Annotated in this window: 26 protein-coding genes and 1 CRISPR repeat array; of the genes, 22 read left to right on the top strand and 4 right to left on the bottom strand. The window is 53.3% G+C overall.

Annotation, left to right across the window (positions count from 1 at the left end; genetic code table 11):
* The first annotated feature begins 39 nt into the window (after window positions 1-39).
* The 5 genes from BM485_02085 (at window position 40) to BM485_02065 (ending at window position 5262) form a co-directional block, all read left to right on the top strand.
* Window positions 40-534 (top strand): pantetheine-phosphate adenylyltransferase, encoded by a 495-nt coding sequence (locus tag BM485_02085; GenBank protein OKY76934.1) that lies wholly within the window; start codon window positions 40-42, stop codon window positions 532-534.
* The gene (locus BM485_02080; GenBank protein OKY76874.1) at window positions 527-2773 is read left to right on the top strand and encodes a hypothetical protein; all 2247 of its coding nucleotides are present in this window, start codon (window positions 527-529) and stop codon (window positions 2771-2773) included. The genes BM485_02085 and BM485_02080 overlap by 8 nt, the downstream gene beginning before the upstream one ends.
* The gene (locus BM485_02075) at window positions 2770-3198 is read left to right on the top strand and encodes a hypothetical protein (GenBank protein OKY76873.1); all 429 of its coding nucleotides are present in this window, start codon (window positions 2770-2772) and stop codon (window positions 3196-3198) included. Before BM485_02080 ends, BM485_02075 begins: the two co-directional genes overlap by 4 nt.
* A gap of 10 nt (window positions 3199-3208) precedes the next feature.
* Window positions 3209-4051 carry a hypothetical protein gene (locus BM485_02070; protein ID OKY76872.1) on the top strand — a complete coding sequence of 281 codons (843 nt, stop codon included), beginning with the start codon at window positions 3209-3211 and terminating at the stop codon, window positions 4049-4051.
* A gap of 77 nt (window positions 4052-4128) precedes the next feature.
* On the top strand, window positions 4129-5262 hold the full coding sequence (locus tag BM485_02065; protein ID OKY76871.1) for a hypothetical protein: 1134 nt from the start codon (window positions 4129-4131) through the stop codon (window positions 5260-5262).
* Between the two features lie 24 nt (window positions 5263-5286).
* On the opposite strand, the gene BM485_02060 is transcribed toward BM485_02065, so the two are convergent.
* On the bottom strand, window positions 5287-5667 hold the full coding sequence (locus BM485_02060; GenBank protein OKY76870.1) for a hypothetical protein: 381 nt from the start codon (window positions 5665-5667) through the stop codon (window positions 5287-5289).
* Between the two features lie 12 nt (window positions 5668-5679).
* Window positions 5680-6123 (bottom strand): hypothetical protein, encoded by a 444-nt coding sequence (locus tag BM485_02055; GenBank protein ID OKY76869.1) that lies wholly within the window; start codon window positions 6121-6123, stop codon window positions 5680-5682.
* Between the two features lie 500 nt (window positions 6124-6623).
* Between BM485_02055 and BM485_02050 the strand changes: the two genes are divergently transcribed.
* The 9 genes from BM485_02050 to BM485_02010 all read left to right on the top strand — a co-directional run bounded on the left by BM485_02050 (window position 6624) and on the right by BM485_02010 (window position 16845).
* The gene (locus tag BM485_02050) at window positions 6624-7553 is read left to right on the top strand and encodes a hypothetical protein (GenBank protein OKY76868.1); all 930 of its coding nucleotides are present in this window, start codon (window positions 6624-6626) and stop codon (window positions 7551-7553) included.
* Between the two features lie 4 nt (window positions 7554-7557).
* The gene (locus BM485_02045) at window positions 7558-8676 is read left to right on the top strand and encodes a CRISPR-associated protein (protein ID OKY76867.1); all 1119 of its coding nucleotides are present in this window, start codon (window positions 7558-7560) and stop codon (window positions 8674-8676) included.
* A 514-nt stretch (window positions 8677-9190) separates the two neighbouring features.
* Window positions 9191-9376, top strand: a complete 186-nt coding sequence (locus BM485_02040; protein OKY76866.1) for a hypothetical protein — start codon at window positions 9191-9193, stop codon at window positions 9374-9376.
* Between the two features lie 33 nt (window positions 9377-9409).
* Window positions 9410-12025 (top strand): type III-A CRISPR-associated protein Cas10/Csm1, encoded by a 2616-nt coding sequence (locus BM485_02035; protein OKY76865.1) that lies wholly within the window; start codon window positions 9410-9412, stop codon window positions 12023-12025.
* A 13-nt stretch (window positions 12026-12038) separates the two neighbouring features.
* Window positions 12039-12455: a type III-A CRISPR-associated protein Csm2 gene (locus BM485_02030; GenBank protein OKY76864.1), complete on the top strand. Its 417-nt coding sequence runs from the start codon at window positions 12039-12041 to the stop codon at window positions 12453-12455.
* Between the two features lie 11 nt (window positions 12456-12466).
* The gene (locus BM485_02025) at window positions 12467-13306 is read left to right on the top strand and encodes a type III-A CRISPR-associated RAMP protein Csm3 (GenBank protein ID OKY76863.1); all 840 of its coding nucleotides are present in this window, start codon (window positions 12467-12469) and stop codon (window positions 13304-13306) included.
* 2 nt (window positions 13307-13308) lie between these two features.
* Window positions 13309-14340, top strand: a complete 1032-nt coding sequence (locus BM485_02020) for a hypothetical protein (GenBank protein ID OKY76862.1) — start codon at window positions 13309-13311, stop codon at window positions 14338-14340.
* Window positions 14325-15707: a type III-A CRISPR-associated RAMP protein Csm5 gene (locus tag BM485_02015; protein ID OKY76861.1), complete on the top strand. Its 1383-nt coding sequence runs from the start codon at window positions 14325-14327 to the stop codon at window positions 15705-15707. The genes BM485_02020 and BM485_02015 overlap by 16 nt, the downstream gene beginning before the upstream one ends.
* Window position 15708: 1 nt before the next feature.
* Entirely contained in the window at window positions 15709-16845 is a 1137-nt protein-coding gene (locus tag BM485_02010) for a hypothetical protein (protein OKY76860.1), read from the top strand.
* A gap of 189 nt (window positions 16846-17034) precedes the next feature.
* Here BM485_02010 and BM485_02005 read toward each other — a convergent pair whose 3' ends face one another.
* A complete protein-coding gene (locus tag BM485_02005) occupies window positions 17035-17328 on the bottom strand; it encodes an addiction module antidote protein, HigA family (protein OKY76859.1) in 294 nt (97 codons plus the stop codon).
* Window positions 17329-17736: 408 nt separating this feature from the next.
* On the opposite strand from BM485_02005, the gene BM485_02000 reads away from it, so the two are divergent.
* The 8 genes from BM485_02000 to BM485_01965 all read left to right on the top strand — a co-directional run bounded on the left by BM485_02000 (window position 17737) and on the right by BM485_01965 (window position 22743).
* Window positions 17737-17979: a CopG family transcriptional regulator gene (locus BM485_02000; protein ID OKY76858.1), complete on the top strand. Its 243-nt coding sequence runs from the start codon at window positions 17737-17739 to the stop codon at window positions 17977-17979.
* On the top strand, window positions 17964-18302 hold the full coding sequence (locus tag BM485_01995) for a MazF family transcriptional regulator (GenBank protein ID OKY76857.1): 339 nt from the start codon (window positions 17964-17966) through the stop codon (window positions 18300-18302). The genes BM485_02000 and BM485_01995 overlap by 16 nt, the downstream gene beginning before the upstream one ends.
* A 94-nt stretch (window positions 18303-18396) precedes the next feature.
* On the top strand, window positions 18397-18804 hold the full coding sequence (locus tag BM485_01990; protein OKY76933.1) for a hypothetical protein: 408 nt from the start codon (window positions 18397-18399) through the stop codon (window positions 18802-18804).
* A gap of 124 nt (window positions 18805-18928) precedes the next feature.
* Complete coding sequence (locus BM485_01985; GenBank protein OKY76856.1) at window positions 18929-20077, top strand: hypothetical protein; 1149 nt, start codon at window positions 18929-18931, stop codon at window positions 20075-20077.
* 191 nt (window positions 20078-20268) lie between these two features.
* On the top strand, window positions 20269-20760 hold the full coding sequence (locus tag BM485_01980; protein ID OKY76932.1) for a hypothetical protein: 492 nt from the start codon (window positions 20269-20271) through the stop codon (window positions 20758-20760).
* A 256-nt stretch (window positions 20761-21016) separates the two neighbouring features.
* On the top strand, window positions 21017-22180 hold the full coding sequence (locus tag BM485_01975; GenBank protein ID OKY76855.1) for a CRISPR-associated endonuclease Cas1: 1164 nt from the start codon (window positions 21017-21019) through the stop codon (window positions 22178-22180).
* A 9-nt stretch (window positions 22181-22189) separates the two neighbouring features.
* On the top strand, window positions 22190-22465 hold the full coding sequence (locus BM485_01970) for a CRISPR-associated endonuclease Cas2 (GenBank protein ID OKY76854.1): 276 nt from the start codon (window positions 22190-22192) through the stop codon (window positions 22463-22465).
* Window positions 22465-22743, top strand: coding sequence for a CRISPR-associated endonuclease Cas2 (locus BM485_01965; GenBank protein ID OKY76853.1), 279 nt, complete (start codon window positions 22465-22467; stop codon window positions 22741-22743). The genes BM485_01970 and BM485_01965 overlap by 1 nt, the downstream gene beginning before the upstream one ends.
* 281 nt (window positions 22744-23024) lie before the next feature.
* Window positions 23025-24424: a CRISPR direct-repeat array (repeat unit 35 nt; unit sequence CACCGACCTGACCTGATTTACGAAGGGATTACGAC).
* Between the two features lie 124 nt (window positions 24425-24548).
* On the opposite strand, the gene BM485_01960 is transcribed toward BM485_01965, so the two are convergent.
* Entirely contained in the window at window positions 24549-24992 is a 444-nt protein-coding gene (locus BM485_01960; protein OKY76852.1) for a hypothetical protein, read from the bottom strand.
* Window positions 24993-25035 lie beyond the last annotated feature (43 nt).

Here is a 25035-nt window from a genome sequence, read left to right as displayed (position 1 = left end):
AAGCAAGTGAGCGACTATGAACCGTTTGTCGCCCCGGACGTGAAGGAAACCATCGCCGTCTATCCGGGCACCTTTGATCCCGTCACCATGGGACATCTTGACATTATTCAGCGGGCCCTGCATCTTTTTGACAAGGTGGTGGTGGCAATCGCCGTCAATGCCTCCAAAAAGCCCCTTTTTTCCCTGGAGGAAAGGATACAGATGATCCGCGACTGTTTCCCCGAGAATGAAAAGCAGATCGAGGTGGAAGCGGTGAAGGGGTTGCTGGTGGATTATGCCTACACCAAAGGGGCCAAGGCCATTGTGCGCGGTCTGCGGGCGGTTTCCGACTTTGACTATGAGTTTCAGCTCGCCCTGATGAACCGTCGCATCGAGCGGGAGGTGGAAACGGTTTTTCTCATGACGGGTTTCCGCTGGATCTATATCAGTTCGAGCATCATCAAGGAGGCGGCCCGCCATGGCGGTGATGTGAGCGGTCTGGTTCCGGACCACGTCTGTGAAAAACTGCGGCAATGTTTTATGACGCATGAATGAGAAGAGGCAGGTTCCCTCCATGAAAACGCATATTTCCCGCAGAAGATTTCTGCAAACAACGGGCCTGGGCTTCCTGTCGCTTCCGCTGACGGGAAATCAGGTTTGCGCCTTCACACCTGTAACTGATTCCCCATCTCCGGTTCCCCTTGCCGAGTCGACCGTGGTGCCTTCGGTCTGCGCCATGTGCCGGGCTCGTTGCCATGTGCAGGCAACCGTAATTGGCGACCGGGTGAAAAAGGTGGAGGGCAATCCCCAGAGTCCGGCCAATGAGGGGACGATTTGCGCCCGGGGTCAGGCCGCGGTGCAACTTCTCCATGACCCGGACCGGTTGAAATACCCTTTGCAGCGGGTCGGCGAACGGGGTGAAGGGAAATGGAAACGCATCAGCTGGACGGAGGCCTTTGCCGCGATTGTTTCCCAGCTGAAAAAAAACATCACGGCCCACGGTCCCGACAGCATCTCCTTGTTTGCCGGGGGTCCGTCTTCTTTTTATATCAAGAAATTTTTCATGGAAAACGGCATCACCGCAATTCATGACGCGGCCGTCAGCCACTGTGACGCAATTCGCAATCAGGCCTACCAGGCCACCTTCGGCTTTTCGCCCGGCGATCCGCCCCGGCTTGATTATTCCCGGAGTAAATGCATGGTTCTGCTTGGCGGCCATTTCGGGGAAAACATTCAGGTTCCCGAGCTGCGCCAGGTGTTGTCCTGTCTGGAGCGGGGCGGGAAGCTTATTGTCGTCGACCCCCGTTTCTCATCCATTGCGGCCAAGGCGGGTCATTACCTGCCGATCAAGCCCGGCACGGACACCGCCCTGCTGCTGGGCTGGATGCACCATGTTGTTTTTCAGGAACTGTACGACAAGTCATGGGTTGCCGCCAATTGTCGTGGGTTTGACGAGTTAAAGGAACATCTGCGCGAATATCCGGTCAACCGGGTGGCGGACATCACCGGCATACCCGGGGTTGATATCATCAATACCGCTGAAGTCATGGCGGCAAATGCCCCGGCGGTCATTATCCATCCGGGCGGCCATCTCAGCTGGTACGGCAACGACGTGCAGCGGGTGCGCGCCCAGGCCCTGCTCACCGCCCTGCTTGGCGCGGTCAACCGCCCCGGCTCCCTGCAACCGCCCTTTCCGCCATTGCCGGACAGTCTGGCGCAATTTGCCCGCATCAAGGCCGAGGGGACCGCTTCTTTTTCGCGCATAATGAACGATGTATTGGAAAACAAGGTGAAAGTGGTGGGTTGCTGGGGCCAGAATCCCCTGCAGAATCATTCTTCCCCCTTTAAGACGGCCGAGGCCTTTAAACGGGCTGATTTTGTTTTCTGCTGTGACGTGCTGCCTTCTGAAACATGCCTGTATGCCGACATCATTCTTCCCGAGGCGATATTTCTTGAACGGTTCGATGTTCTGGAAACAACAATGCGCGGTGATATTGCCCTGGTTGCCGCCGCTTTTCCGGCGGTAGAGCCCCGGTTCGAGGCCCGTGAACCCTACTGGATTGTCAAAGGCATGGCGGAGCAGCTGGCCGGCAATCATTCTTTTTCCCAGGGTGACGGCAAGGCGTTTCTCGACGGGCAACTTGCCGGAATCAATCTGACTTTGGCCGATCTGCAGGCAGCAGGGGGGGTGAAGGAATTTGCCTGGCCGGTCCCGGGGCAGGAGGTGACCTCCCCGGCGGCAGCCGTTGCGGAAAATGACGGCGCGGCACCGGACGGTTCGCCTGGCCGATTGCCGGGCGGAGATGCCAAGGTAACCCTTTATTCGTCTGATTTCGCCGACCAGGGGTGGGATCCGCTGCCCGTGTTCCAGGAGACGCCGCCTCCTGCCGCCGGCTTTTTACGGTTGCTTTATGGCCGCAGCCCGGTTCATACCCTTACCGCCACCGCCAATAACCCCTGGCTGCAGCATGAAATGATGGAAAATGAACTGTGGCTGAACTCTGTCGCGGCCGGACGTCTGGGCATAAACGACGGGGACGGCGTTTTCCTGGAGAACCAGGACGGCATCCGGACAGTCAGGCCGATAAAGGTCAAAGTGACGCCGGGTATCCGTCCGGATTGTGTGTATATGGCCCATGGTTTTGGTTGCCGTTCTTCCCATCTCCATCTTGCCTTTAATCGTGGCGTGTCCGACACCTCGCTGATGACGCGCAGCATCGAGGACCCGGTCAGCGGTATTCGCGGCATGCGGGTCAATTTTGTTCGTCTCCAGCCGGTGAAGGGGCAGGTTTGAACGAGGAAGCCGGCATGGCTGAGCGCAGAAGGGGGGTTCTGCGCGACGGATGGAACTGGATCAGGCTTGCCGCCGTGGCCGCCCTTTGTTATCCGCTGTTTCGTTTTCTCGCTTTTAATGTGCCGAAAAAGCCCAGACTGGTAAAAGTTGAAAAACTGATGAAACCGGGCGATGTGTATCTTGATCAGGAGTTTGCCCTTTTTCTCGACGAAAAGGAGGCCTGGGCCGTCTCCCGCACCTGCACCCATCTCGGCTGCCGTCTCAATTACAGTGAAAAGGAGCATCAGCTTATCTGTCCCTGCCATCAAAGCAAGTTCACCCCCAAAGGCGAAAGGCTTGACGGCCCGGCAAAGAGGAATCTGCCGCTTTTTCGGGTGGAGAAGTTGAGTGATCCCAAAAAAACCGGATACATTGTCTCCCTGTGATGCCGTGATAATGGGAAAGCGTTTTCTTCTTGAAACAAAATGGGGCGCCAAGAGTCTGATTGCCCTTTATATCTCCGTCATCTCCGGGATTGTGCTTGCCTGGCAGTATGACCCGGAAAATCCGTTTTATTCAACATCATCCCTTGATCTCCTCATCCCGTTCGGTTTGTTTTGGCGTTCGCTGCATTTTTATTCCAGCCAGATATTTTTTCTTCTGTCAATTGTCCATCTTCTTGTTATTCTGTTAGGAACAGCCCAACGTCTTTCCCTGGGAAGATGGATATGGCTGAACGCCTCCATGCCGGTGGCCCTTCTTTTGCTTTTCACCGGCTATGTGTTGCGCGGCGATGCCACCGGTGAATCCGCCGGCATGATTGCGGAAAATATCTGCCTGTCCATTCCGGTGGCCGGGGAAATGGTCAATTCCCTCCTCTTTGCCATCAGCGAGGAGGGGATGAAGCGGATTTACGCCAACCATGTCATCGGTCTTGCGGTTCTGTGGGTGATTTTTGTCTGGGATCATCTGCGGCGCTACCGGGTCCAGGTCTTTGAACACGGTGGGCTGATCGCCGCCATTGTTGTTGTTGCCGTATTGTGGAATGCACCCATGGAACCGATGCGGGTCGGCGTCTTCTATATTGCCGGACCCTGGTTTTTTCTCGGCCTGCAGGAGTTGCTGCGCTATATCCAGCCTTTTTGGGCCGGGATCGTTTTTCCCCTGCTTTTTCTGGTGGCCCTGGCCTTTCTGGATGCGGATCAGCCCGTGGGCCGGAGGGCTCGTTTTTTTGCCGGCGGCTGGCTTCTTTTCTATGGGATTGCGAGCCTCATTGCCCTGGTAAGGAAGTTTTTTTGATCAGGGCAGGGAAGAGGCATTGTTGCACTGTTGACTATCATGAGGAAGTTTTGAACCGACAGGAGAACCGCTGATACATGGGAAACCTGCTTGAAGCCCAATTCAGAATCGTTGATGCAAAAGACTGTCCTTTATATGCAGAAGGCGAGGAGTTCAGCCTTTCCGGCGTCGCGCTGCATCCTCCGCCCGGCAAACCCGCCTGCTTGTTTCTGGCCCGTGAAATAACCGCCATTGTTGTCGAAAAAATGGAGGCGGATTCCGGTTCGGCAACGAAAAACCAGGAGGAGAAAAAGAGCAGGAAGGAATTCAATTGCAGCGGCTGCACCGGTCTCATCAAGTTTGCCTATATTCAGGAAACGAAGTTTTTCACGCCGCAGATGAGGATGCTGGCGGCGGTGGAAAGCCGGGACCAGTCGCGGAAGATGGGTTCCCTCTTCAGCATGATGAATACCTTCTCCTTTTTTCAGACCCTGGAGGAAGAAAGTCTGAAGGACATTTTTTCCTGCCTCACCCTGGAGAATTTCCCGGCCGGCAAGATCATCCTTCATCGCGGCCATCCGGGCCGTTATCTTTATTTTCTCGTATCCGGCCGTGTTGCCGTGCTGGATGAAGGAAACAAGGCCATCGCCCTGCTGGGCCGCGGTGAAATCTTCGGAGAGATGAGTTTGTTCAGCGGTAAACCGGCATGCGCCACCATCAAGGCCGAGGAACCGGTGAAGATATTGATGTTGAGCGGCAAGGACCTGAGTCATATCCTGATCAAGCATCCTTTCCTGCAGATGGCCTTCACCCGCCTGCTCGTTCAGCGGCTTTGCGCGACAAACGTCAGTCAGGCTGAGAAGGAATCCATGGCCTTTTCCGGGCAGTTGCTCGAAATCACCCCCTCTGAAATATTCCAGATGCTCAATGAAAACGTCAAGACCGGCGTGGTGGAGTTTGAGCTTGAGGGCGGCAAGGCGTCGGTCACTTTCAGCGAGGGAGACGTGGTGCGGGCGCGCTGGAAAAATTTGGATGGCCCCGAGGCCATCTATGAAATTCTGAAGGAGCAGAAAGGGCGCTTCAAATTCACCTCATCCCTTTCCCTGGAAGAGATGGGAGCGCCGCCCATTGCCCCGTTCATGAAACTGCTGATGGATGGTTTGCGGAAGATTGACGAGGAAAATGATCAAGACAGGGTGCCGGAGGAAGAGGACTCTCCCCCTCCGGAATAAATCGGCGTTTCGCGCAAAGCCTCTTTACTCTCCCCTGACCTCGATCCGGCAGGGCTTGCCCGTGGCTGATTTCGGCAGATGGAGGTGCAGAACCCCCTGGCTGAACTCCGCCACGCTTTTTTCCAGGTCAAGTCCCTGCGGCAGGGTAAAAACCCGGCGATAATCAAGTGGCTCAAACTCCTGTCGTTGCGGGCTGCCGCTGAATCGAACCGATGATCTGCCTTCAATGGTCAGGGTACTGTTTTCCAGGTTGATGGAGAGATCTTCCTTGGCAACTCCCGGCAGATCGGCCACCAGCAGTATTTCTTCGTCATTGACGTAGATATCCACATCTGGCGTTGCGGTCTGGCCTGATTTCAACACTTCCGCATTCTCGTTGGACGTTTTTGCTGTTTCCTGTTCCATGGTTCTTTCCCCTTATGCTGCTTTCACGGCAATTTTTTTCGGCGCTGTTGCCTGGGCCTTGACCAGCTTTACGGTGAGGATGCCGTTTTTCAGGGTGGCGGAGGTTTTTTCCGGCTCCACTTCAACCGGCAGGGTAAAGCTTCTGGAAAAAGGACTGTATTGCAGCTCCTGGCGGAGAACGGCATAGCCTTCCGGCAGGGACGGCTTGCGTTCGCCTGAGATGGTGAGAAGATTGTTGTGCAGCTTGATGGCAATCTCATTTTCGTGTATCCCGGCAATTTCGCAGTAAACCAAAAGACTTTCCCCATCATCGAAAAAGTTGGTCCGCGGCCGGCCTCCGCCTTGGGTGAAATTCCCGCGGCCGCTCTCAAAATCCTCGAAAAGGCGATTCATCTGGTTTTTGAAAAAATCCATGGTGCCGAAAATTTTGTCGATGTCATTTAATTTCCTGAACATGCCGATTCTCCTTGAAAAAGGTGGTTGGGTGTTATCGAAAATGTGCCGCTCGACAAGCTGAAAATGATTTTTTAGTTATATCAATATGTTGATCGATATGTTTAAAAACAGTAATTGCATTGTGCCCTCATGTCAAGCAATGGGCGGCCTGATAGGAATTTTTTGGACCGATCGCCGTGCCGGCAAATAAATTTATTGCCCGGCAAGTCAATTTTGTGCTATCAGGATGGAGGTGATTTTTGTCAGGAAGAGCTGGAGGAAATGATCTTCAGGAAATGAGGAGCCGTCTCCGGATTTTCAGGAAAGATATTTTCTTTCAACAACAACTTCGCGCCACTCACCCGCCTCAGGTTATGAAAAAAAGGGGGACATGGCGCGAATATCCTGATTGTTCAACGTTGCACTTTTTTCATTTCCATCCGGTTCGAGGTATGCTGGTGAGGTATGGCGGGGCACCATGAATGAATCACAACGTTCCTGAACAAAAATGAGGAAGAGATATGCTGGCGGGAATATATACGTTTTTTTGTCGGTTTGAGTCAGCCGCCGTGTTGCCGGTTTTTAAAGGCTCAACTTTACGGGGCGGGCTCGGTCATTCCTTGAAAAAGATTAGCTGCGCCCTCCGGCAACGGGAATGCGGGAATTGTCTGCTGTCAAACAACTGCGCCTATGCCTTTTTGTTTGAGGTGAAAAATTCCCGGCCGGTTGAGTCCGGCAAGACGCGGGTTGCGCATCGGCCCCATCCCTATGTGCTTTTTCCGCCGGAAAAGCAGAAACGGGCCTACGAAAAAGACGAGACTTTTACTTTCGGACTTGTCCTTTTTGGCCGGGCGAATACATACCTTCCGCACATAGTCTACGCTGTCCAGGAAATGGGAAAGACGGGACTGGGAAAAAGAAGCAGTGAACCGGGCCGCTTCCTTCTGGAAACCGTGCGCATGGGTGAGGACATTCTTTTTGACGGCAGCACCCTGCGGCAGTCGCAGCCCGTGCCGCAGCTTTGCCTTCAGTCCCCGGCAGAGGGCGCACACGACAAAATCTCCCTTTCCTGCCTGACGCCCCTGCGACTCAAACACGGCAACGAACTGCAGGGCACTCTTCCTTTTCATTTCGTCATTCGAGCGGCACTGCGACGCGTTGCAAGCCTTGAAGCGGTTTACGGCAACGGCGAGCCTGATATTGATTACCGCACCCTTGCCGCCCGAGCCGGGGAGGTGGAAATCGACTCGTCGGACTGTCGCTGGGTCGATATTGAACGTTACAGTAACCGGCAGCGCAGTTCCATGCTGTTCGGCGGAGTGCAGGGCCGGATAATCTATTGCGGCGACAACCTGGAGGACTTCCTTCCCCTGCTTCGTTACTGCGAGATCGTCAATCTCGGCAAACAGACATCCTTCGGCCTCGGCCGTATCTCGGTGGGGGAGATGTGATTCCTTGAGAAATATACTTCTTGCCGTCAGCGGGCTTTCGCCGCAAGTCATCACCGAGGCGCTGTACGCCCTGCTTCATGAAGGCAGGCAGGTGCACGCGCTCCATGTCATAACCACCCGGCGCGGGAAAGACCGTTTGCTGTCCGGTTTTTTTGATCCGGACTGCCGCAGGATCGACAGCCTGCTGGCCGACTTCGGACTCAGCCCCGCATCACTTGATTTCGGCGTCCACAATATCCATAGCCTGAAAAACGCTTCCGGCGTGGAGCTTGAAGATATTGTCACCCCGGAAGACAACGAAATTCTTTTGCAGACCTGTCTTGAGCTCACCTTTCATTTTGCCGGTGATGATGATACGGCCCTTTGGTTCCTGGTGGCCGGCGGCAGAAAAACCATGACTTCATGCCTGACCCTGGCCGCTCAGCTCTATGGGCGGCCCCGGGACCGCATTTTTCATGTGCTGGTGTCGCCGGAATTTGAAAACTGTCCCTCTTTCTGGTTCCCGCCGAAAAAGTCCGTCATGATCAGTCTGCTTGATGACAAAGGACAGCCCTTCCTGAAAGAAACCCGCTATGCGGAAGTGCAGCTCGTCACCATTCCTTTTGTTTCGATACGGCCCCTGCTGGCAGGGGACATGCTCGATCAGCCCCGGCCGCCGGCCGATCTGCTGCAATCGCTGATCCGCGATACCCCGAAAATGCTGACGATTAAGCTGGCTGAAGGGAAAATTGTTTACAACGGCATGGAGCTTGACATGCATCCGGCCCGCCTGGCGCTTTATGCCTTTTTTGCCGAGCAGAAGAAAAAGTGTACCGGGAAAAAATCCTGTTCCGGCTGTTATGACTGTTTTCTCGACGCGGCATCGGTAATCAGTGGGACGGGTATTTCAATCATGTACGGTCGCATTCCCGGCGGCAGGCTGCTTGCCGAAATGAGCGACACCGGCATCGGTTCCCTGTCCAAGGAAAATTTCAACTCCTACAAGTCGAAAATTCGCACGGACCTGCTCCGCGTCTTTGGTCAGGCCCATGCCGCGGAACTGGAAATCACCTCCCACGGTGATCGCCCCGACACCCGCTACGGCATCCGGCTGGATCGACGGCAGATCAGGCTGGAATGGTAAAAGGCAGAGAAAGGGCGAGGCCTGGAATTCATGTTTTTCCTGCGATATTTCCCTTTCTATCCAGATACTTGACAATTTAACCGAATAAAAGCGGAATTGTCAGTGTTGAAATTATTCAAATCAAAGATCGCACTGGTTTCCGCCGCCGGCCATATTCCTGTCGTGCCCTTGATGTCAGGGGAAAGGATCAATTCATCTTTTTTTGGGGTTGACCCGGCAAACCATTCATCGTAATCTAATCAGATTAGTGGTTATGATGGCTGGCGCAAAGACAACGCAAAGACAAAGAAGGGAATCCGCCATCCCCCTGACGGCGAAGTTCGGCGATATCGTCAATGGCTTCGGCAACTTCGGTGAAATCAGGCCGGCTTCCGGCCACTGCGGCAAGCCCTTGTCGCTCCTGGCAATGAGTTAGGAAAGATGGCTTTTGGCCTCGGCAAGGGAAATTGTTGGCATTGGTTTCACCTCTGGAAAAGAGTCATAAGCGTCATTTTGACTCTTTCAGCATACCATTATGACACACTCCCGGCCAAAGGCTTTCGACTTTCTCCGAGAGACCGAAATGATGGATTGCAACGTTGCACAGGTTGCGGCAGGGGTGGTTGTCGGGCATGGTTGTATTGGCGACGGACAGCGTGTAATCGGTCAACGGAAAGAAGAGAAAGAAAATTATCGGGACAAATCAGTCACGGCATACTGAAAAAGAATCACCATTCGAGAACATGGAGGAAATATGGCGGATGCTACCGTAATGAAAATCGCCCTGGCCGGGTTGTTGCATGATGTGGGGAAGTTTGCGCAACGGGCCAATCTTGAAAAGGTGTTTCCGGAGATCATCGAAAATTACGACGAATTCTGTCCTGTGAAAGATGGCCACCACGGGTATCTTCATGCCGCTCATACGGCCTTTTTCATTGAGCAGTACATCCCGGAACGCCTTTTTGACAAGACCGAGCTTTACAATGGCGCTCGTCACCACAAAAACTCACGCGGCGACATCTATAAGGAAGCCGACATGCTCTCGGCTGGTATGGACAGGTCAGTCTACGAACATGACGAGGGCAAATCTTACAAGGAAGCCCGGTTGCATTCGATTTTCGACCTGATAGAACTTCAGTACATGATTCGTGACAAAAAGGGACAGTTCAAAAGCAAATGGACTCTCCCCCTTGCCCCTATGGGAGAAAATCCAGGGAAAGAGATTTTTCCGTATCTGGATGAAACGATATCCCGCGACCTCAGCGAGATTTCCTATGAAAAGCTCTGGCAGCAATTTGTCGAGGAAGTCGAACAAATCGAAGGCAGTTCTCCCGCGGCGTGGTTTCATGAGATCTACTGGCTCCTGGAAAAATATACCTCCCGGATACCAAGTGCGACCAATGTTTTCCCTGATATTTCCCTTTTCGACCACTCCAGGACAACCGCCGCCCTTGCCTCGCTTCTTCACTTGGCCGGCAACTCTGCAAAAGGAAAATTTCTTCTGTATGGCGGCGACATCACCGGGATCAAAAACTACATCTACAAAATCAGCCAAGGGCAAGGGACAGGCGGTATCGCCAAACGATTGCGGGGTCGTTCCTTCACAGTCAGCATGCTCGCCGAGGTCTTCGCTCGGTATGTTTGCAGGCTTTTCGGACTCACTATCGCCAATATCAATTTCTGCGGCGGCGGCAACCTGGAAATCCTCCTGCCGGACACACCGGAGGCAAGAAACCTTCTTGCGGAATTTGAGAAAGATGCCAACACCTGGTTGATCGAAACCTTTCAGGGAGAACTTGGCTATGTCGGGGCATGTGTTGATCTGTCCGCCGATGACCTTCGCAACGACCGATATGCGCATCGGAGGGAAGAGCTGGGAGATGCCCTTGGTATCGCCAAGCTGCAAAAGTACCATACCAATTTCCAGGAAGACGGTTTCTGGATAGAAAAGGATGAAGAAAGCGAAAGGGTTACAGCGTGTCCATCATGCGCCATTCGTCTGAAAAGCCATGCGGAAGATGTTTGCGATGCTTGCTCAAGGGACCGGGAAGTCGGTTCGTTCATGCCAAAGGCCAGATACCTCGTGTTTTCCGCCAGCATCGACAAAGTCACTCATTCGGCTTCTGTACAAATTCCATTCGGCAGGTTCGGTTCCGTTCTGCTCTGCGAAAATTATCATGAGAAAGGAAATAAGCAGTCACCGTCCGATATCGTGTATCGGATAACCGGAGACGCATCTGAGGGGAAAGCGTTTTATCGCCTGGGTGCAGTCCTTCCAGTGGCGATGGAGAAGATACAGCTTGAAACCGAAGCCGACGAGTACGAAGATGGCACAGTCCACGCGGGTCAGGTTTTGTCGTTTACGACCCTGGCGCAGATGGCTGCGGGTGACAAGCGGATCGGGGTATTGAAGATGGATGTCGATAACCTCGGCCAGGTCTTTTCCATCGGCCTGGGCGGGGAAGGCGCTGGGGCGAACCTTGGGGCTGACAGGCTTCGCTCCGTTTCGCGTCTTGCAACACTGAGCCGGGAAATGACCGTGTTTTTTTCGTCCCGTGTGAATGGCGCCTGCGAAGAGATTTTTCAAAAATGGCGGGAGGATGACGCCAACCTCTGGCCATGGAAAGATAAAGTGAGAAACATCTTCTACCTGGTTTTTTCCGGTGGCGACGATCTCGCCGTGATCGGGCCGTGGGACCGGATCATCGAGCTGGCAGGGGAGATCAGGCAGCAGTTCAAGGACTATACCTGCCACAACCCAAACCTCTCGATTTCGGCAGGAATTTATATCTGCAAGCCAAAAGAGCCCATCGGCTTTACCATGAACAAGGCGGAAGAAGCCCTTGGCGAGGCCAAGAAAAAGGGAAGGAATCGGATCACGGTCATGGGCGAGACCATGGTCTGGGCCAGGGAAGACGAAAAAAGCAGAGTATTCCAGGAGGAACTGGCCTGGGCCTATCCCTGCAGCCAGTTTGAAGAAGAAGAGATCATCACGGAAAAAGTTTATCAACAAGGTTCGACGAAACCAGATGAGGTGACAACCCTTACCTTTGCGGAGCTGCGGGAGTTCGCGTCCGAACTTGATGCGGCCCTCCGTTCGGGCGGCATCTCTCGTCGTTTGCCGCAACATTTTATCACCGCGAGCCATACCTTTTTCAGGCGAAAATATGACGACGAGCAAGACCGCGTTGTGGAAGAGGCGAACTTCATGGTGATTCCGTACCTTCTCTATAATCTGGAGAGAAACGCTTCCGAAACGGCGAGACAAAAACTCAAGGCCAGATTGATTACGACCGGAGACACACCAGCCTACGTCCGTCAGGCCTATTTCCCCTGCAAAAGTGTGCTCATGAAGAGCAGAAAATCATAAGGAGGATGAACAGATGAATGACATCATAGACGCTATCAAAAGAAAAACATCATTTAGCGAAGTCACGGTCAAGGAGTTCGCTCCGGCTGGGAAGTGGGCTGAAACTGTAGCCAAGGGAATGGAGAAGATGAAAACCGCCCAGCTCCGCAAGCTGTTCACATCCATTAAGCAGATTGAACGGAAGGTTCAAGGCAGAGAGAATGCTGAGGCATTTGATTCGCCTGAATTGTACATGCTGCTGCCCCATCTTGCCTATGCCCATGCTAGGAAACTGGTCACCCCTAATTTTTTTGATCTCATGAAAACCATCATCGGCGATGGCGGTAACAATGCCAAAATCAAAACCGTTGGTGATTTCAGACAGTTTGTCCAATTTATGACCGCAGTAGTGGCATACCAAAAGCAATTCGATACAAACAAGGGCAATTAGAGGAGGCCGCCATGACTAATAGCAAACCTGATTTCTCTTTCCTTGGCAAATACATCATCACCGCAGACATTAAACTCCTGACAGGCCTCCATATAGGCGGCACTGACGAGGGCTTCGATATCGGCGGTCTTGATAACCCGGTGATCAAAAACACCATTAATGGCGTGCCCTATATTCCAGGCTCATCCCTCAAGGGTAAGATGCGAAGTCTTCTGGAATGGGCGCATGACTGTGTGCATATAGAACAAGACAAAAAGACGAAAGAATTTAAAGCTGGCCCATGCAACAAACCAGAATGCAATTCAAAAATTTCAATCGTCTTCGGGCTTGCCGCTGAGGCACATGGAAACACTTTGAAAGATCCCGAAAAAATACCCGGCCCCACCCGCCTCACCGTCCGAGATGCCTTTCCGGATGAAAAACAGATTGAAAAATGGGATCGAGAACTTGGCGAAAAAATTTATACGGAGAACAAGACGGAAAACGCCATTGACCGCCTGACTTCCAGAGCCAATCCACGCAACATGGAAAGGGTGCCAGCCGATTCAATATTCAAGGCCGAGTTTGTTTATGATGTTTACCGGCCCACTGACCGACAACACCTCAAGCTGCTATTCGAAGGCATGATGCTTCTTCAGGATACCTACCTTGGCGGTGGGGGCACAAGGGGTTCAGGCCGGGTCGTGTTTGAAAATATTAAGGTCGAGGCCCGGGACCGTTCTCACTATGTCGGCGGCAACTCGGCAGGTTTGGCGGTCAAAGTCGATGAGGAAGCGAAAACCGCCCAGAATTTCCGTGATCGATTCGATACGATCTTTCCGGAGATTTCACAAAATCCCAAGGGTCAGTGATTATGAAAGAATACATTGTACGGCTGGTTCCGCGTTCGGCCTTTGCACCGGCCATCCATTCCGACACCATTTTTGGTGCGGTCTGTTGGGGCATCCGCACCCTTTTCGGCCTTGAACAATTGCTGGAGTCGCTTGCCCGGTTTCGGGAGAAAGAACCTCCTTTTCTCTTCAGTTCGGCCTTTCCATACCGGGAAACGTCGCGGGGTTTCCGTTATTTCCTGCCGCGCCCGATTCTCCAGCCGATACCTGCCGCAAGACTCCGGGGACTTATACCGGATGAGAAGCGGCGCATTTATCATTCGGAAAAATATTCTCTGGTGCGCGGCGCGCAACGCTACAAGGAGTTCAAGAAAATCCAGTGGATACCCCAGGATATTTTTCAGCGGATCCTGCACGATCCACGGGAAGAAGTCCTTTTCCAGGCCTTCCTTGATGGGCTGTACCTCGCGCCGCGTTTCCAAACAAACGCTGTCCGGCAGCAAAACTCCATTGAGCGGCTGGCCGGGTCAACCGCAGGGGCGGGCAATGTGTTTCACTCCCATGAAGCCCGATTCCGTTGCTGCCACGGCCTTTATTTCTTGCTTAGAGTTGCGGACGAAGCAACGGATCTTCTTCTGTCGGTGCTCAACTATCTGGCCGATTCTGGGATAGGGGCAGACGCCCGCACCGGAAAGAATTGGTTTACAGTTGAACTCGAAGGAAAAAGAATGTTCGAGACCGTTACCGGAGGGGATGGCTTTTTCACCCTTTCCCGTTATATCCCGCAGGAATCTCTGGCTGATAGCAAATCCTGGTATGCAATCGCGCCGGTGCGTTCCACTGTGGAAAGCAGACTGGAGTTCGCCGGGGACGACATCTGGAAACGGCGGGTCATGTATCTTATGCCCGGTTCCTATATTTCGCCGATGACCCGCCAAGCGCATTTCGGCGGCATCGTCCCGGTCAAGGAGTTGGCTGGCCAGACCATTTACCAGTACGGCCTGGCCTATCCGGTCTGGGCCGGCAAGGGAGGGGCTCCATGCAATACCAACTGAAAATTCTTTCCCCCCTCCATATAGGCTGCGGCGAGGAATACAACGGCCTGAGCTACCTGGCAGATAAGGGAAAGTTGTTCTACTTTGAACCGGACAGGATTTTTGCCGCCATCGGCCAGAAAGAGGCGCTACGCTTTGCCACCTGGATTGCCGAGAAGAGCAGAGAGCTTGAAGTTGCGGAACAAAGAATCAAGCGGGAAAAAGAGTATAACAAAAAAAAACATCTTAAAGATGAGAAAAAGAAACTCTTGAGAGAGTTTACTCTCAAGAAATACTTGCAGAATTTGAGGTTTAATTTTACCGAGTTGTTGTCCCGAGCGACTTATGAAGTGACAGCGCCATCCAACTTCTGGGCAGACCAAACAATTATCCCTTGCATCAAGCAGGCAGCGCGACCCTATGTGCCGGGCAGCGAGATCAAAGGGGCCATCAGGACGGCTGTGCTATATACCCGTTTGCTGAACGATGCCAGCTTGCAGGAATTTCTCGAAGCAGAACTGAAAAAATTTCTGGCTGATTCGCAGACAGACATAAAGCAAGTGGCAAACCAACAGCGTCCAGACCGACGGCAAAAGACCAAACTCAATAAAGCCGTTGCGAGAATTGAGGGCTCTTTCCAGGCAAAGGCTCTGCGCACCAAAAACGACGCCAAATTCGACCTGCTCAAATTTCTTGCCGTTGGTGACAGTGAGCTTCTTGATTCGGTCGTGAGCATCAAAGTGGCATCTTCCAAACCGGTTAATGTTTCACGACCGTTCACCATCAATTACGAATATCTGAAACCCGACTTGATGCTGTCCCTGCCGGGAACAGGTCTGGAGGACGAAAAATCGCGGAAGGTCAAGCTTGCCAAAATGGCGGCAGATGGCGAAGCCAGATTCAAGGATACGGTGGAAAATTTTCTCGCCTGCTGTCATGCTTTTGCCTCGGACCTGTTGCAAACGGAAAAGGAATATTTCCGGCTGCAAGGGAAAACTGGAGTAGTCGCGCATCTCTCCGAAATAGAAAAGCAGAATACGCCAGACAGCCCGGTGCTACGGATCGGCAAGGACGAGGGCTTTTTCAGTCTGACCATGGGCATGGCCATTAAAAAACTCTGGCCGGATCTCTATAAAAACGCCCTGATCCATGCCACAACCGGGAAAAGCTATGACGATCAGCATGGCGGACTTCTGCCGAAAACCAGAAAGCTTGTCCAGTGGGCGAACAATACGGAACTGACCGCCGGCTGGGTCAAACTGATGCCGCCCGGCACTCACAATCGTGAGACTCCCCAGAAGAAAGCGGAGACCCGGAAGAGCAAAGAGTCGAATTCCCCTTTGGATGTTTCCAGCCTTCTTGAAAAGTTCGGGAAAAAAGGACGGTAAAATGAAAACCTATCTTTGTACCTGCGGCGTCTCGGTGCTGGTCAAACGCCGGATGGATTTCGACCGGTTGCGCCATGTGCCGCTGTCAGAGCGGGCAAAATTTGAAACTGAAATCAATGCATTGAAAGACCGCGCTCTTGACGCTCTTGAGCTTCTTCGTTTGCCCGGTGACCTCAATGAAACCTCCGCCGAAATCAAAAGCCTGGTTCGCATGAATGTGTCCCGTGATGACAAGGTAGAGCTTATCGCGACGGACACGCTGGACGGGCGGCTTTGCGCGGAGATCGTACGGGATTTTCTGGTTGAGAGAAACATTTGCCCGGCAGAGTCAGTCCGCATCGAGAACATTGTCGGCTTGCAGGCGACCGACGGTCTAAAATTCCGCAAGGAAGGGCTCAAGAATCTATTTGATTATCTGCTGCGGTTTGAGCATGAAGACGCGCTCTTCAATCCAACCGGAGGTTTTAAGAGCGTTGTCCCTTATGTCACGCTTGCTGGCATGCTCTTCAATAAGCCGGTTTGCTACATTCATGAAGATTCAGACGATTTGATCACTCTGGCCGGGCTCCCCGTTGTTCTTGACGATGACATCATCTTCCAGGTGGAAGGGAAGTTGCGTTTCATTGAGCGGGAATCATCCATTCCCGTGGCTGACTGGAAACAGGGGATAGCTTTTTACGATCGTCGGTTCGATATTCTCGTGGAGGAGTCGGACGACCAGGTAACCCTGAGCGGGCTCGGATTTCTTTTCTGGGAGAAATTCAAGGCGGATTATCCGGAAGATTTACTGCGCACCGATATGCCTCCGAAAGGAAAGAAGATCAACCTTGGAGCAATCGGACATCACGGGCAAAGTCGCCTCAAAAACATAGCTGACAAATTGGTTCTTTCCCCCTTTGTGGCCGAGGTGCTCAACAGTTGTGATTTCCAGCCAAAGAGCAGGAAGTGGGTGAAATCGCTTTCAAGGGTTGAATGCCGAGGGCATATTCAAACAGAAAGAGTAGATGTGTGCATGGTGACAGACGTCAACTCCGACAAGGGGTATTCCCTGCTTGTTGCCACAACAGCGAGGAACGAAGAGGAGAATAACCGAATTGCTGAGATTCTTGCCGGTAAGTTTTTTGGAGCGAATATTTGAAAATGTGAAATCTTGCGAACAATATTCTGTCGGCCTCAGTTCAAGCACACCTGAAGTTTCGCGCCAAGGAGGACACCTTCCTGGGCGGTGGGAAATGTTCACTTTCATGTCAAAACCTTGCCGTCGGTCTGCCACAGCCCTTCACTGTTTATGGAGTGAACTGCGGGAAAGATTTATAGAGGATGAAGATTACTTACCATGGCCGCCAATGGGGTTGACATGAAAATTCACCTTTTGTCGGGTCTGCCACAAATCATAGGCGATCTGATGCCGCAGCCACGATTCCGCGCTTGGTTTGAATGCCATTTCCAGCCGGATTGCCATCTCGGGAGTGATGCCTCCCTGGCAGTTGACAATCCTGGAAAGCGACTTCCGGCTGATACCAAGCAACGGAGCCGCCATGGTGACGGTAAGCCCCAAGGGTTTCAGGATCTCTTCCCTGAGCACTTCGCCGGGGTGCGGCGGGTTAAATATTGTGTTCATTATATTGACCTCTTCATGATGGTTTTTTATACCGACCTCACTTTGACCCTTTTGAGGACTGGGTAATATTCCTGCAACACGGGAGTTCTCATGCCCAACGACAACAACGACAACCTCTTCGACGCAACAACGCCCTCGATTATATCATGTTCGAGGAATGCGAGAAAGAGGCGGGCAGGGGCAAGGCGGCAACGGCAAGGGCGGCTGCCTGGGTGTTGTGATCCTGCTGGCCGTTCCCGCAGGTCTGTTCGCCGCTCTCTGGCGGGCCATCTTTGTCCAGTAGGGAACCAGGGCGCGGATTCATCCGTGTGCGCAAAAAAAATATTGAGCACACTGCCAACCTGCATTCTGCCGTAGGTGTTGCCAAATATTTGGGTATGATATATTGTAATACCAGGAGGTGAGATCATGGCAACTGCAAAAATCGCTATCTCAATTGAAGAAGATATTTTGAACCGTCTTGATATTCTGGTCAAATCCCGCGCTTTTCCAAATCGGAGCAAGGCCATTCAGGAAGCGATCAGGGAAAAGCTGAACAAGATCGAACAAAACCGTTTAGCGGTTGAATGCGCGAAATTGAATCCGGAATTTGAACAGGCTCTTGCTGACGAAGGAATTTCCACGGAAAGAGAAGAATGGCCGGAATATTAAGGGGCGACATTTATTGGGCAAATTTAAATCCAACTATCGGCCATGAACAGGCGGGTCTCAGGCCTGTGCTTATCCTGAGCCAGGATGTTTTCAATAAACACTCAGGAACAGTGATCGCTGTTGCAATAACAAGCCAGCCGCAAAAAGCTGCTTTTCCGTTAACCCTGGAGCTTGACGGAGTAAAACTTCCTAAAAAATCCTGGGTGAAAATCAGCCAGATCAGAACGCTGTCAATCAATCGCCTTGGGGAAAAAATCGGTAAAGCCACCGCCAGGGAATTAGATCTCGTAGTTGCAGGTCTCAATGAAATAATCGCAGGTTAAACCTGTCGATCCACAGCCTGTTTTTTTGCTTCTTTTGCAAGAGATACTTCTGTGATTATATCCTGTTCGATGAATGCGCGAAAAAGAAATCCCCATGTCAATCAATCCTGAAAAATCTTCCCTCTTCCTGCTTTTCAATCACCGCCTGACCGGACAGCAGGCGGACGATGCCCGTGCTTCCCTCGGCGTCGGCCGCATCGTTGCCCCGCCCGAGGCTATTCAATCCCTCTGGTCCCAGGTGCCGCCGGAGATCGACGATCTCGGCCCCTATCTGGCGCCGGTTTTCACCTGGCTGGCCGCCGAGGCCCGGCCCGGTGATTTTGTCCTCATCCAGGGGGAATTCGGGGCCACCTTTCTGGCCGTGCGGGAAGCGCATCGTCTGGGTCTGATTCCGGTTTACTCCACCACCAGCCGTCAGGCGGTGGAAGAGCATCTGCCGGACGGCAGGGTGGAGATCAGCCATGTCTTTGGCCATGTCCGTTTTCGCCGCTACGCAAAGTGAGTCAGGGCCGGGTGCCCATGGGCGGTTTTATGTAATTTTCAAATTGAAATTGAAAATTGCATAAACTGTATGTGCCAGGCAGGGCAATGGCGAGCGGACAAGAAAAGCCAGTCGAGAGTAAAAAATGATAAAAAATAAGCCGGTTCAGCACCAGATCCATGTCTGCCTCATTTCCGACCAGCCCATGCCCAATCTTGTTCCGTTGTTCCTGGAAAAACCGGACAAGGCCCTGTTGCTCGTTTCGCCGGAAATGAAGGCCCAGGCGGATCGGCTGAAAAATATCGTGCAACCGCACGGCATCGCGGTGGAAATCAGGGAAATTGCTTCAGCCTATGATTTCGGCGCCATGCAGCAGACCTGTGAGAAAATCATCACAAACAGCCCGAATGCGGAGTTGACGCTGAATGTCACCGGCGGCACCAAGATTGCCGCGCTCGCCGCCTTTCAATCCTTTTATTTCAACAACCGGCGCATCGTCTACCTTGACACGTTTCATAATATGCTCGTGCAGCTCGCCCCGGAAAACGATTCCATCCCTGTGCGGGACAATCTCGTCAAGGTGCGCGACTGCCTCCGCGCCTACGGCATGAATCCGCTGTCCGGCAAAAACCCGGCTCCCGTCCGCCGCCCTGGTTTGCATGACCTGGCTCGCCTGCTCACCGTTGACAGCGGGTTGCTTGGCCGGTTGAACAACGCCATAGCCCGCTGCGGTAAAAATCCTGCGTATGCCACGCTCGATGTCAACGATCTGGGGCCGGGCGCGGATGAACTTGTGTCGTTGCTCGAAGGCTGCGGCGTGGCCGGCCGCGTCAGTTCCACCGGACTCAATATCCCTTCCAGGGAAAAAATCTTTTTCTGCCGGGGCGGCTGGCTGGAGGAATACGTCTATTGGCGCGTCAAGGATCTCGGTCTGCGCGGTCTTGATTCGGCCATGAACGTCAAGGTGGAATGGGACGGCAAGGGCCGTCGGCCGACGGAAAACGAGTTCGACGTTCTCTTTACCCATGTCAACCGTCTGCACCTCATTTCCTGCAAGGCCGGCAACCCCGAGCGGGAAACCGCCTCCGGCTCCCGGGCCACCGAGGCTCTGAACGAACTTGATGCCCTGGCCGACCGGGCCGGCGGGATTTTCGGCCGTGCCATGCTGGTCTCGGCCCGCAGGCTTTCCGACTACGACCGGGAGCGCGCCCAAAAAATGAAGATCTTCCTGGTGGAGGGCGAGACGGTCAACCATCTGCGCGATGAATTACTCCGCTGGATTGAGGAGCGCTGAGGTTCGTGGCTGATGGCCGATGGTCGATGGCTGATGGTTGATGGCCGATGGCTGATGGTTCTTTGCAACGTTGCAATCCTTGGTTTTCCCCCGCTCCTTGTGTTGAATGAGAAAAAAACGCACGGCACACTGCCGCTGTCCTCATTCATCATCCGACAAGGAGAAAAAACATGAAAACACCCACCCTGACCATGACGGTCACCGCCATGCTGACCCTGGGCCTCACCGCCGGCTGCGCCAGCATTGTCGGCAAATCCGTTTATCCGGTGGCGATCAACAGTCAACCGGACAAGGCCGCCATTACCATTGCCGACGGCAGCGGCCAGGTATTTTTCACCGGTACCACGCCCACCACCGTGACGCTTGATGCCAAGTCCGGTTATTTCAGCGGACGCGACTACACCATCACCTTCACCAAGGAGGGCTTTGCCGACCGGACCGTGCCCGTGCAGCGCGGCGTCAGCGGCTGGTACGTGGCCGGCAACCTGTTCTTCGGCGGCCTCATCGGCTGGCTGGTGGTCGATCCGGCAACCGGTTGCATGTGGAACCTGCCCGACACGGTGACCACCACCCTTGAGCCGTCAACGCCCGAGACAGCCGAGGGCGGCAACGTCAGCTTCCTGATGCTGGACGATGTTCCGCCTCATCTGCGCGGGAATCTGGTCAGGCTGGAAAGCCGTTGACCGGAGGAGTTGCCGTGTTGTCTGGTTTTCCTCGGCATGCGGCGGCTCCCGGTTCATCGGCAATCTTGCGGAAAAACTTTTGTCATTGAATTTTGATGGATTCGTAAAAAGTCTTTCTTTACCGCAGAGAGCACAGAGATCACAGAGCGCACAGGGAAAATCTTCTAAATTACAAGCGCTTATCTCTGTGTGCTCCTCGGCCTCTGTGGTTGGTTTTTAGTTTTTACGGAACCATCAATTTTAAAAGGGAAGAATCATGCACATCTATATTACCACCCAGGGTTCCCGCCTTGTCCGTGAGGGCCGCCATCTGCTGGTCAAAAAAGGCGAGGACACCTACCGCACCCTTTTTGTCGAAAAACTGAAACAGGTGGTGCTGTTCGGCAATATCGAACTGACACCGGCGGCCCGCTCCCTGCTTTTCCGGCACGGGGTTGATACGGTTTTCTGCACCAGGGACGGGCGCTACCAGGGCCGCTTTGCCACGCCCGAGCCGAAAAACGTCATGCTGCGCAAGCGCCAGTTCCGCCTGCTCGACGACCAGGATTTCGGTTTGCGTTTCTGCCGCGAGATCGTGCGCGGCAAGCTCTCCAACATGGTCACCCTGCTCATGCGCATCCGCCGCACCAGAGACCGCAACGAACCGAAAATCGCCGCCCGCGAGATTCGCGCGCTCTTTACCGGCATCGCCGCCGCCGAAACCATTGACTCCCTGCGCGGTTACGAGGGCCGGGGCAGCGCCATCTATTTCAACGCCCTGCGCTGGGGGTTGCAGCAGGATCACGGATTTGCCCGCCGGGTGCGCCGTCCGCCCACTGATCCGGTCAACGCCGTGCTTTCCCTGCTTTACACCTTTCTCTTTAACCGGGTCTATGCCGCCATCCGCCAGGTCAATCTCGATCCGCATCCCGCCTTCCTGCATGTGCCGGATTACGGACGGCACTCCCTGGTCATGGATCTGATGGAGGAATTCCGGGTGATTATCGTCGATACCCTGGTGCTTTCCCTGTTTAATCTCAAGATACTCAAAAAAGAAGATTTTCGCGTTGAGCATCCGGCCCCGGCTGCGCTGCCCGCCCCGCCGTCCGAGCCGCTCGTTGACGTGACCGCCGATCCTTACGGCCATATGAGTGATCTTGACAGCAGCGATCAGTTCGACGTGCCGAGCCAGCGTATGGGTGAGAACACTCCGGATGATCTTGACATGGAAGACAGCGGCGGCAAGCCCGCGGTCAAGCTGCACGACGATGCCTTTCGTCGGGTGGTGGAAAATTTCGAGCGCAAGCTGACCACCGAGTTTTATTACCCGCCGGAAGAACGGGTCATCACCTATGACGCGGCTTTGGTGGCCCAGGCCGGTATGTATCGCAAGGTGATCGAGGGGTCGCTTCTGGTTTACCAGCCCCTGCAATTAAAATGAGGACGGCCCATGAACACGGTAGTGGTGTATGATATTGTCAGTAATCGCCGCAGGGTCCGCTTTCATAAATTTCTAAAAGAGCTTGGCATCCGCAGCCAGAAGTCTGTTTTTGAGTGCCGTCTTGATGCCCGCGAGGTGCGGCAGATCCGGCTATACTGCTGTGAACATCTCAATCTGACGGAGGATGCGGTGCGCATCTACCGGGTCTGCGCCGGCTGTATGGACAAGGCAATCATCCAGGGCCAGGGACTTACTTTCAGCCGGCTTGATTGGGAGGTGATCTGATGTGGATTCTCGCCATATACGATATCTGCGAACCCCGCCGTTTGAACCGGGTGGCAAAAATTCTCAAGGACTACGGTTACCGGGTGCAGAAGTCGAAGTTTGAAATCGAGGTGAGCGACCGCTCCTTTGCCGAGCTGCGAACCAGAATCGCCGGGGTGATAGAAGACAGCGTGGACGGCGTCAAGTATATCCCGCTGTGTGACCGCTGCCGGGGCAAGACGGAAATCATCGGCCTGGGACGATACGTTGACCCGGACCATGAGTTTGTGATAGTGTGAAAATGGCTGAGGCTGTAAGGCTGAGGCCTTGCGGTGCAGGTAGTCCGCAGACCCCCGCCGCCGGGAATGTGCTCTTTGACAACTTGGCGGAATATATGATATTTTTTGTTTCAGCAAAAAAACGGTCTGCGGAAATTAAAAAACTCCAGTAAAATCAATTGAAACCGATGGAGGGTACACATGAAAAACAAGCTGTTTTGCGATTTTTATTTTCCGGCGCTGTCAGGTCTGCGGAATGGCAACCCTGAACGCTTGCAGTGCCTGGGCTGGAGGAAGCCGCTCACCGACCTGACCTGATTTACGAAGGGATTACGACAGCAATTGTGTCGGTCGGTAATGTTTATCGTGGTCAAGCACCGACCTGACCTGATTTACGAAGGGATTACGACAGCCGCATCAGTTCGTTTTCAGAAAATACCACCACCGACCTGACCTGATTTACGAAGGGATTACGACGATTAATCCGCTTCAACCGTTTCGAAATACTGCGGCCACCACCGACCTGACCTGATTTACGAAGGGATTACGACCGCAGGCTGGGTCATGCCCATTATTCTTGCAAGGTCGGACACCGACCTGACCTGATTTACGAAGGGATTACGACCTGCATCATAGATATTTACTGCCGTCATCCCTGCGCTGCTCACCGACCTGACCTGATTTACGAAGGGATTACGACCCCTCCTCTATAATTTCATAAGCAGGGCGGCCAGCTTCACCGACCTGACCTGATTTACGAAGGGATTACGACTTCCTCGCATATTCGCGTAACGGGCTTGCGTTCTTCCACACCGACCTGACCTGATTTACGAAGGGATTACGACGCGACGTTCGCGTCGCTCAGCTCGTGGTTGATGGTCGTGACACCGACCTGACCTGATTTACGAAGGGATTACGACCAAAAACACCAGACGCCATCCAATATTCAACTGTCTGGCACCGACCTGACCTGATTTACGAAGGGATTACGACTTCTTTGCTTGTCATCTTCTTCATGCAGATCACTTAAGCACCGACCTGACCTGATTTACGAAGGGATTACGACCCAGCAGCTAGGCAGTTTTCTCTGCCAATAGGGCCACCGACCTGACCTGATTTACGAAGGGATTACGACTTCTGCCGGGGCAGGTCAATTAAAAATATACATGGGCCACCGACCTGACCTGATTTACGAAGGGATTACGACCTTTGCGCCCACTCCCAGGTTGTGCTCCACCCCTTGCCCACCGACCTGACCTGATTTACGAAGGGATTACGACGAGCTAGCTCGGATTGGGTTATACCGATTTGTCGGCACCGACCTGACCTGATTTACGAAGGGATTACGACAACTCGTGTGAGTCATCCGGCCTTGCGGTTGTGTTCACCGACCTGACCTGATTTACGAAGGGATTACGACGATTGTGGCAAGATGCGCTTGGGGCGCGTTGATGGTCACCGACCTGACCTGATTTACGAAGGGATTACGACCTGGTGCGTGTCCAGGGCCGGGGGAATGGTTAACCACCGACCTGACCTGATTTACGAAGGGATTACGACTATGGGATGTATTTTCCTGTAACCTTCACTCGTGAGCACCGACCTGACCTGATTTACGAAGGGATTACGACGAGATTTTTTTGTGCTTCTTCGCCATTTGCGGCCTGCACCGACCTGACCTGATTTACGAAGGGATTACGACGAAGAAGCGCCTTGCCTGCGCTCGGGAAAAAACGCAAAGGGAGGATCGGATGAAGGAAAGAGCGCTTTAAAAAAAAAGCCCCCGCAAAAGCGAGGGCAAGGAAAACGCAAAGGGTTTCCGGGAATCAGGCAAGCATGGCCTTGCGCCATCCGGCTTTTTTCAGGAGCAGAACCCGGTTGACGCCCCAGGCGTTGATTTCCCGCAGATAGCCCGTCGGGTCCTGGTCCTTGCGGGCAATGATCGCCTCCCGTTCACCGGCGATGTCGTCGGTTTCACCCGGATACATCTCCCGCCAGACGGCATAGCCCTGGTCAAACAGAAATGCGGGTTTCATCTCTTCGGCCAGCATGGAAAGCCTGGTGATGCCGTACATCCTCGCCAGAGTCATATCATATTTGATAATCCATCCATTGTCATGGATCATGGTATCGTGGTTTAACGTTGTCGAGGCCGAACAGTCCGGACAATAGAGATTCTCGATGACCTCACCGCTCATGATGTTGTCCCGCATGTGAAATTGGGCCTCGGATTTACCGCATTCGCATCTTTTTCTGACTTCAACACACATAATCATCCTCCGTACAGTGAAATTTTTTTCACTGTACCGGGTG

The sequence above is a fragment of the Desulfobulbaceae bacterium DB1 genome, from assembly GCA_001914235.1.
Classification (GTDB): Bacteria; Desulfobacterota; Desulfobulbia; order Desulfobulbales; family SURF-16; genus DB1.
Note: the sequence above shows the minus strand (reverse complement) of the source record. Positions and strands in the feature narration are given on the sequence as shown.

Excerpts from the sequence above, each read along its gene's own strand:
- BM485_02015 (OKY76861.1), top strand. The coding sequence starts at position 14,325 with ATGCAATACCAACTGAAAATTCTTTCCCCCCTCCATATAGGCTGCGGC.
- BM485_02040 (OKY76866.1), top strand. The coding sequence starts at position 9,191 with ATGACACACTCCCGGCCAAAGGCTTTCGACTTTCTCCGAGAGACCGAA.
- BM485_01980 (OKY76932.1), top strand. The coding sequence starts at position 20,269 with ATGACGGTCACCGCCATGCTGACCCTGGGCCTCACCGCCGGCTGCGCC.
- BM485_02010 (OKY76860.1), top strand. The coding sequence starts at position 15,709 with ATGAAAACCTATCTTTGTACCTGCGGCGTCTCGGTGCTGGTCAAACGC.
- BM485_02055 (OKY76869.1), bottom strand. The coding sequence starts at position 6,123 with ATGTTCAGGAAATTAAATGACATCGACAAAATTTTCGGCACCATGGAT.
- BM485_02050 (OKY76868.1), top strand. The coding sequence starts at position 6,624 with ATGCTGGCGGGAATATATACGTTTTTTTGTCGGTTTGAGTCAGCCGCC.
- BM485_02005 (OKY76859.1), bottom strand. The coding sequence starts at position 17,328 with ATGAACACAATATTTAACCCGCCGCACCCCGGCGAAGTGCTCAGGGAA.
- BM485_02060 (OKY76870.1), bottom strand. The coding sequence starts at position 5,667 with ATGGAACAGGAAACAGCAAAAACGTCCAACGAGAATGCGGAAGTGTTG.
- BM485_02000 (OKY76858.1), top strand. The coding sequence starts at position 17,737 with ATGGCAACTGCAAAAATCGCTATCTCAATTGAAGAAGATATTTTGAAC.
- BM485_02030 (OKY76864.1), top strand. The coding sequence starts at position 12,039 with ATGAATGACATCATAGACGCTATCAAAAGAAAAACATCATTTAGCGAA.
- BM485_02065 (OKY76871.1), top strand. The coding sequence starts at position 4,129 with ATGGGAAACCTGCTTGAAGCCCAATTCAGAATCGTTGATGCAAAAGAC.
- BM485_01960 (OKY76852.1), bottom strand. The coding sequence starts at position 24,992 with ATGTGTGTTGAAGTCAGAAAAAGATGCGAATGCGGTAAATCCGAGGCC.
- BM485_01990 (OKY76933.1), top strand. The coding sequence starts at position 18,397 with ATGTCAATCAATCCTGAAAAATCTTCCCTCTTCCTGCTTTTCAATCAC.
- BM485_01965 (OKY76853.1), top strand. The coding sequence starts at position 22,465 with ATGTGGATTCTCGCCATATACGATATCTGCGAACCCCGCCGTTTGAAC.
- BM485_01985 (OKY76856.1), top strand. The coding sequence starts at position 18,929 with ATGATAAAAAATAAGCCGGTTCAGCACCAGATCCATGTCTGCCTCATT.
- BM485_02020 (OKY76862.1), top strand. The coding sequence starts at position 13,309 with ATGAAAGAATACATTGTACGGCTGGTTCCGCGTTCGGCCTTTGCACCG.
- BM485_02035 (OKY76865.1), top strand. The coding sequence starts at position 9,410 with ATGGCGGATGCTACCGTAATGAAAATCGCCCTGGCCGGGTTGTTGCAT.
- BM485_01975 (OKY76855.1), top strand. The coding sequence starts at position 21,017 with ATGCACATCTATATTACCACCCAGGGTTCCCGCCTTGTCCGTGAGGGC.
- BM485_01970 (OKY76854.1), top strand. The coding sequence starts at position 22,190 with ATGAACACGGTAGTGGTGTATGATATTGTCAGTAATCGCCGCAGGGTC.
- BM485_02025 (OKY76863.1), top strand. The coding sequence starts at position 12,467 with ATGACTAATAGCAAACCTGATTTCTCTTTCCTTGGCAAATACATCATC.
- BM485_02080 (OKY76874.1), top strand. The coding sequence starts at position 527 with ATGAATGAGAAGAGGCAGGTTCCCTCCATGAAAACGCATATTTCCCGC.
- BM485_02070 (OKY76872.1), top strand. The coding sequence starts at position 3,209 with ATGGGAAAGCGTTTTCTTCTTGAAACAAAATGGGGCGCCAAGAGTCTG.
- BM485_01995 (OKY76857.1), top strand. The coding sequence starts at position 17,964 with ATGGCCGGAATATTAAGGGGCGACATTTATTGGGCAAATTTAAATCCA.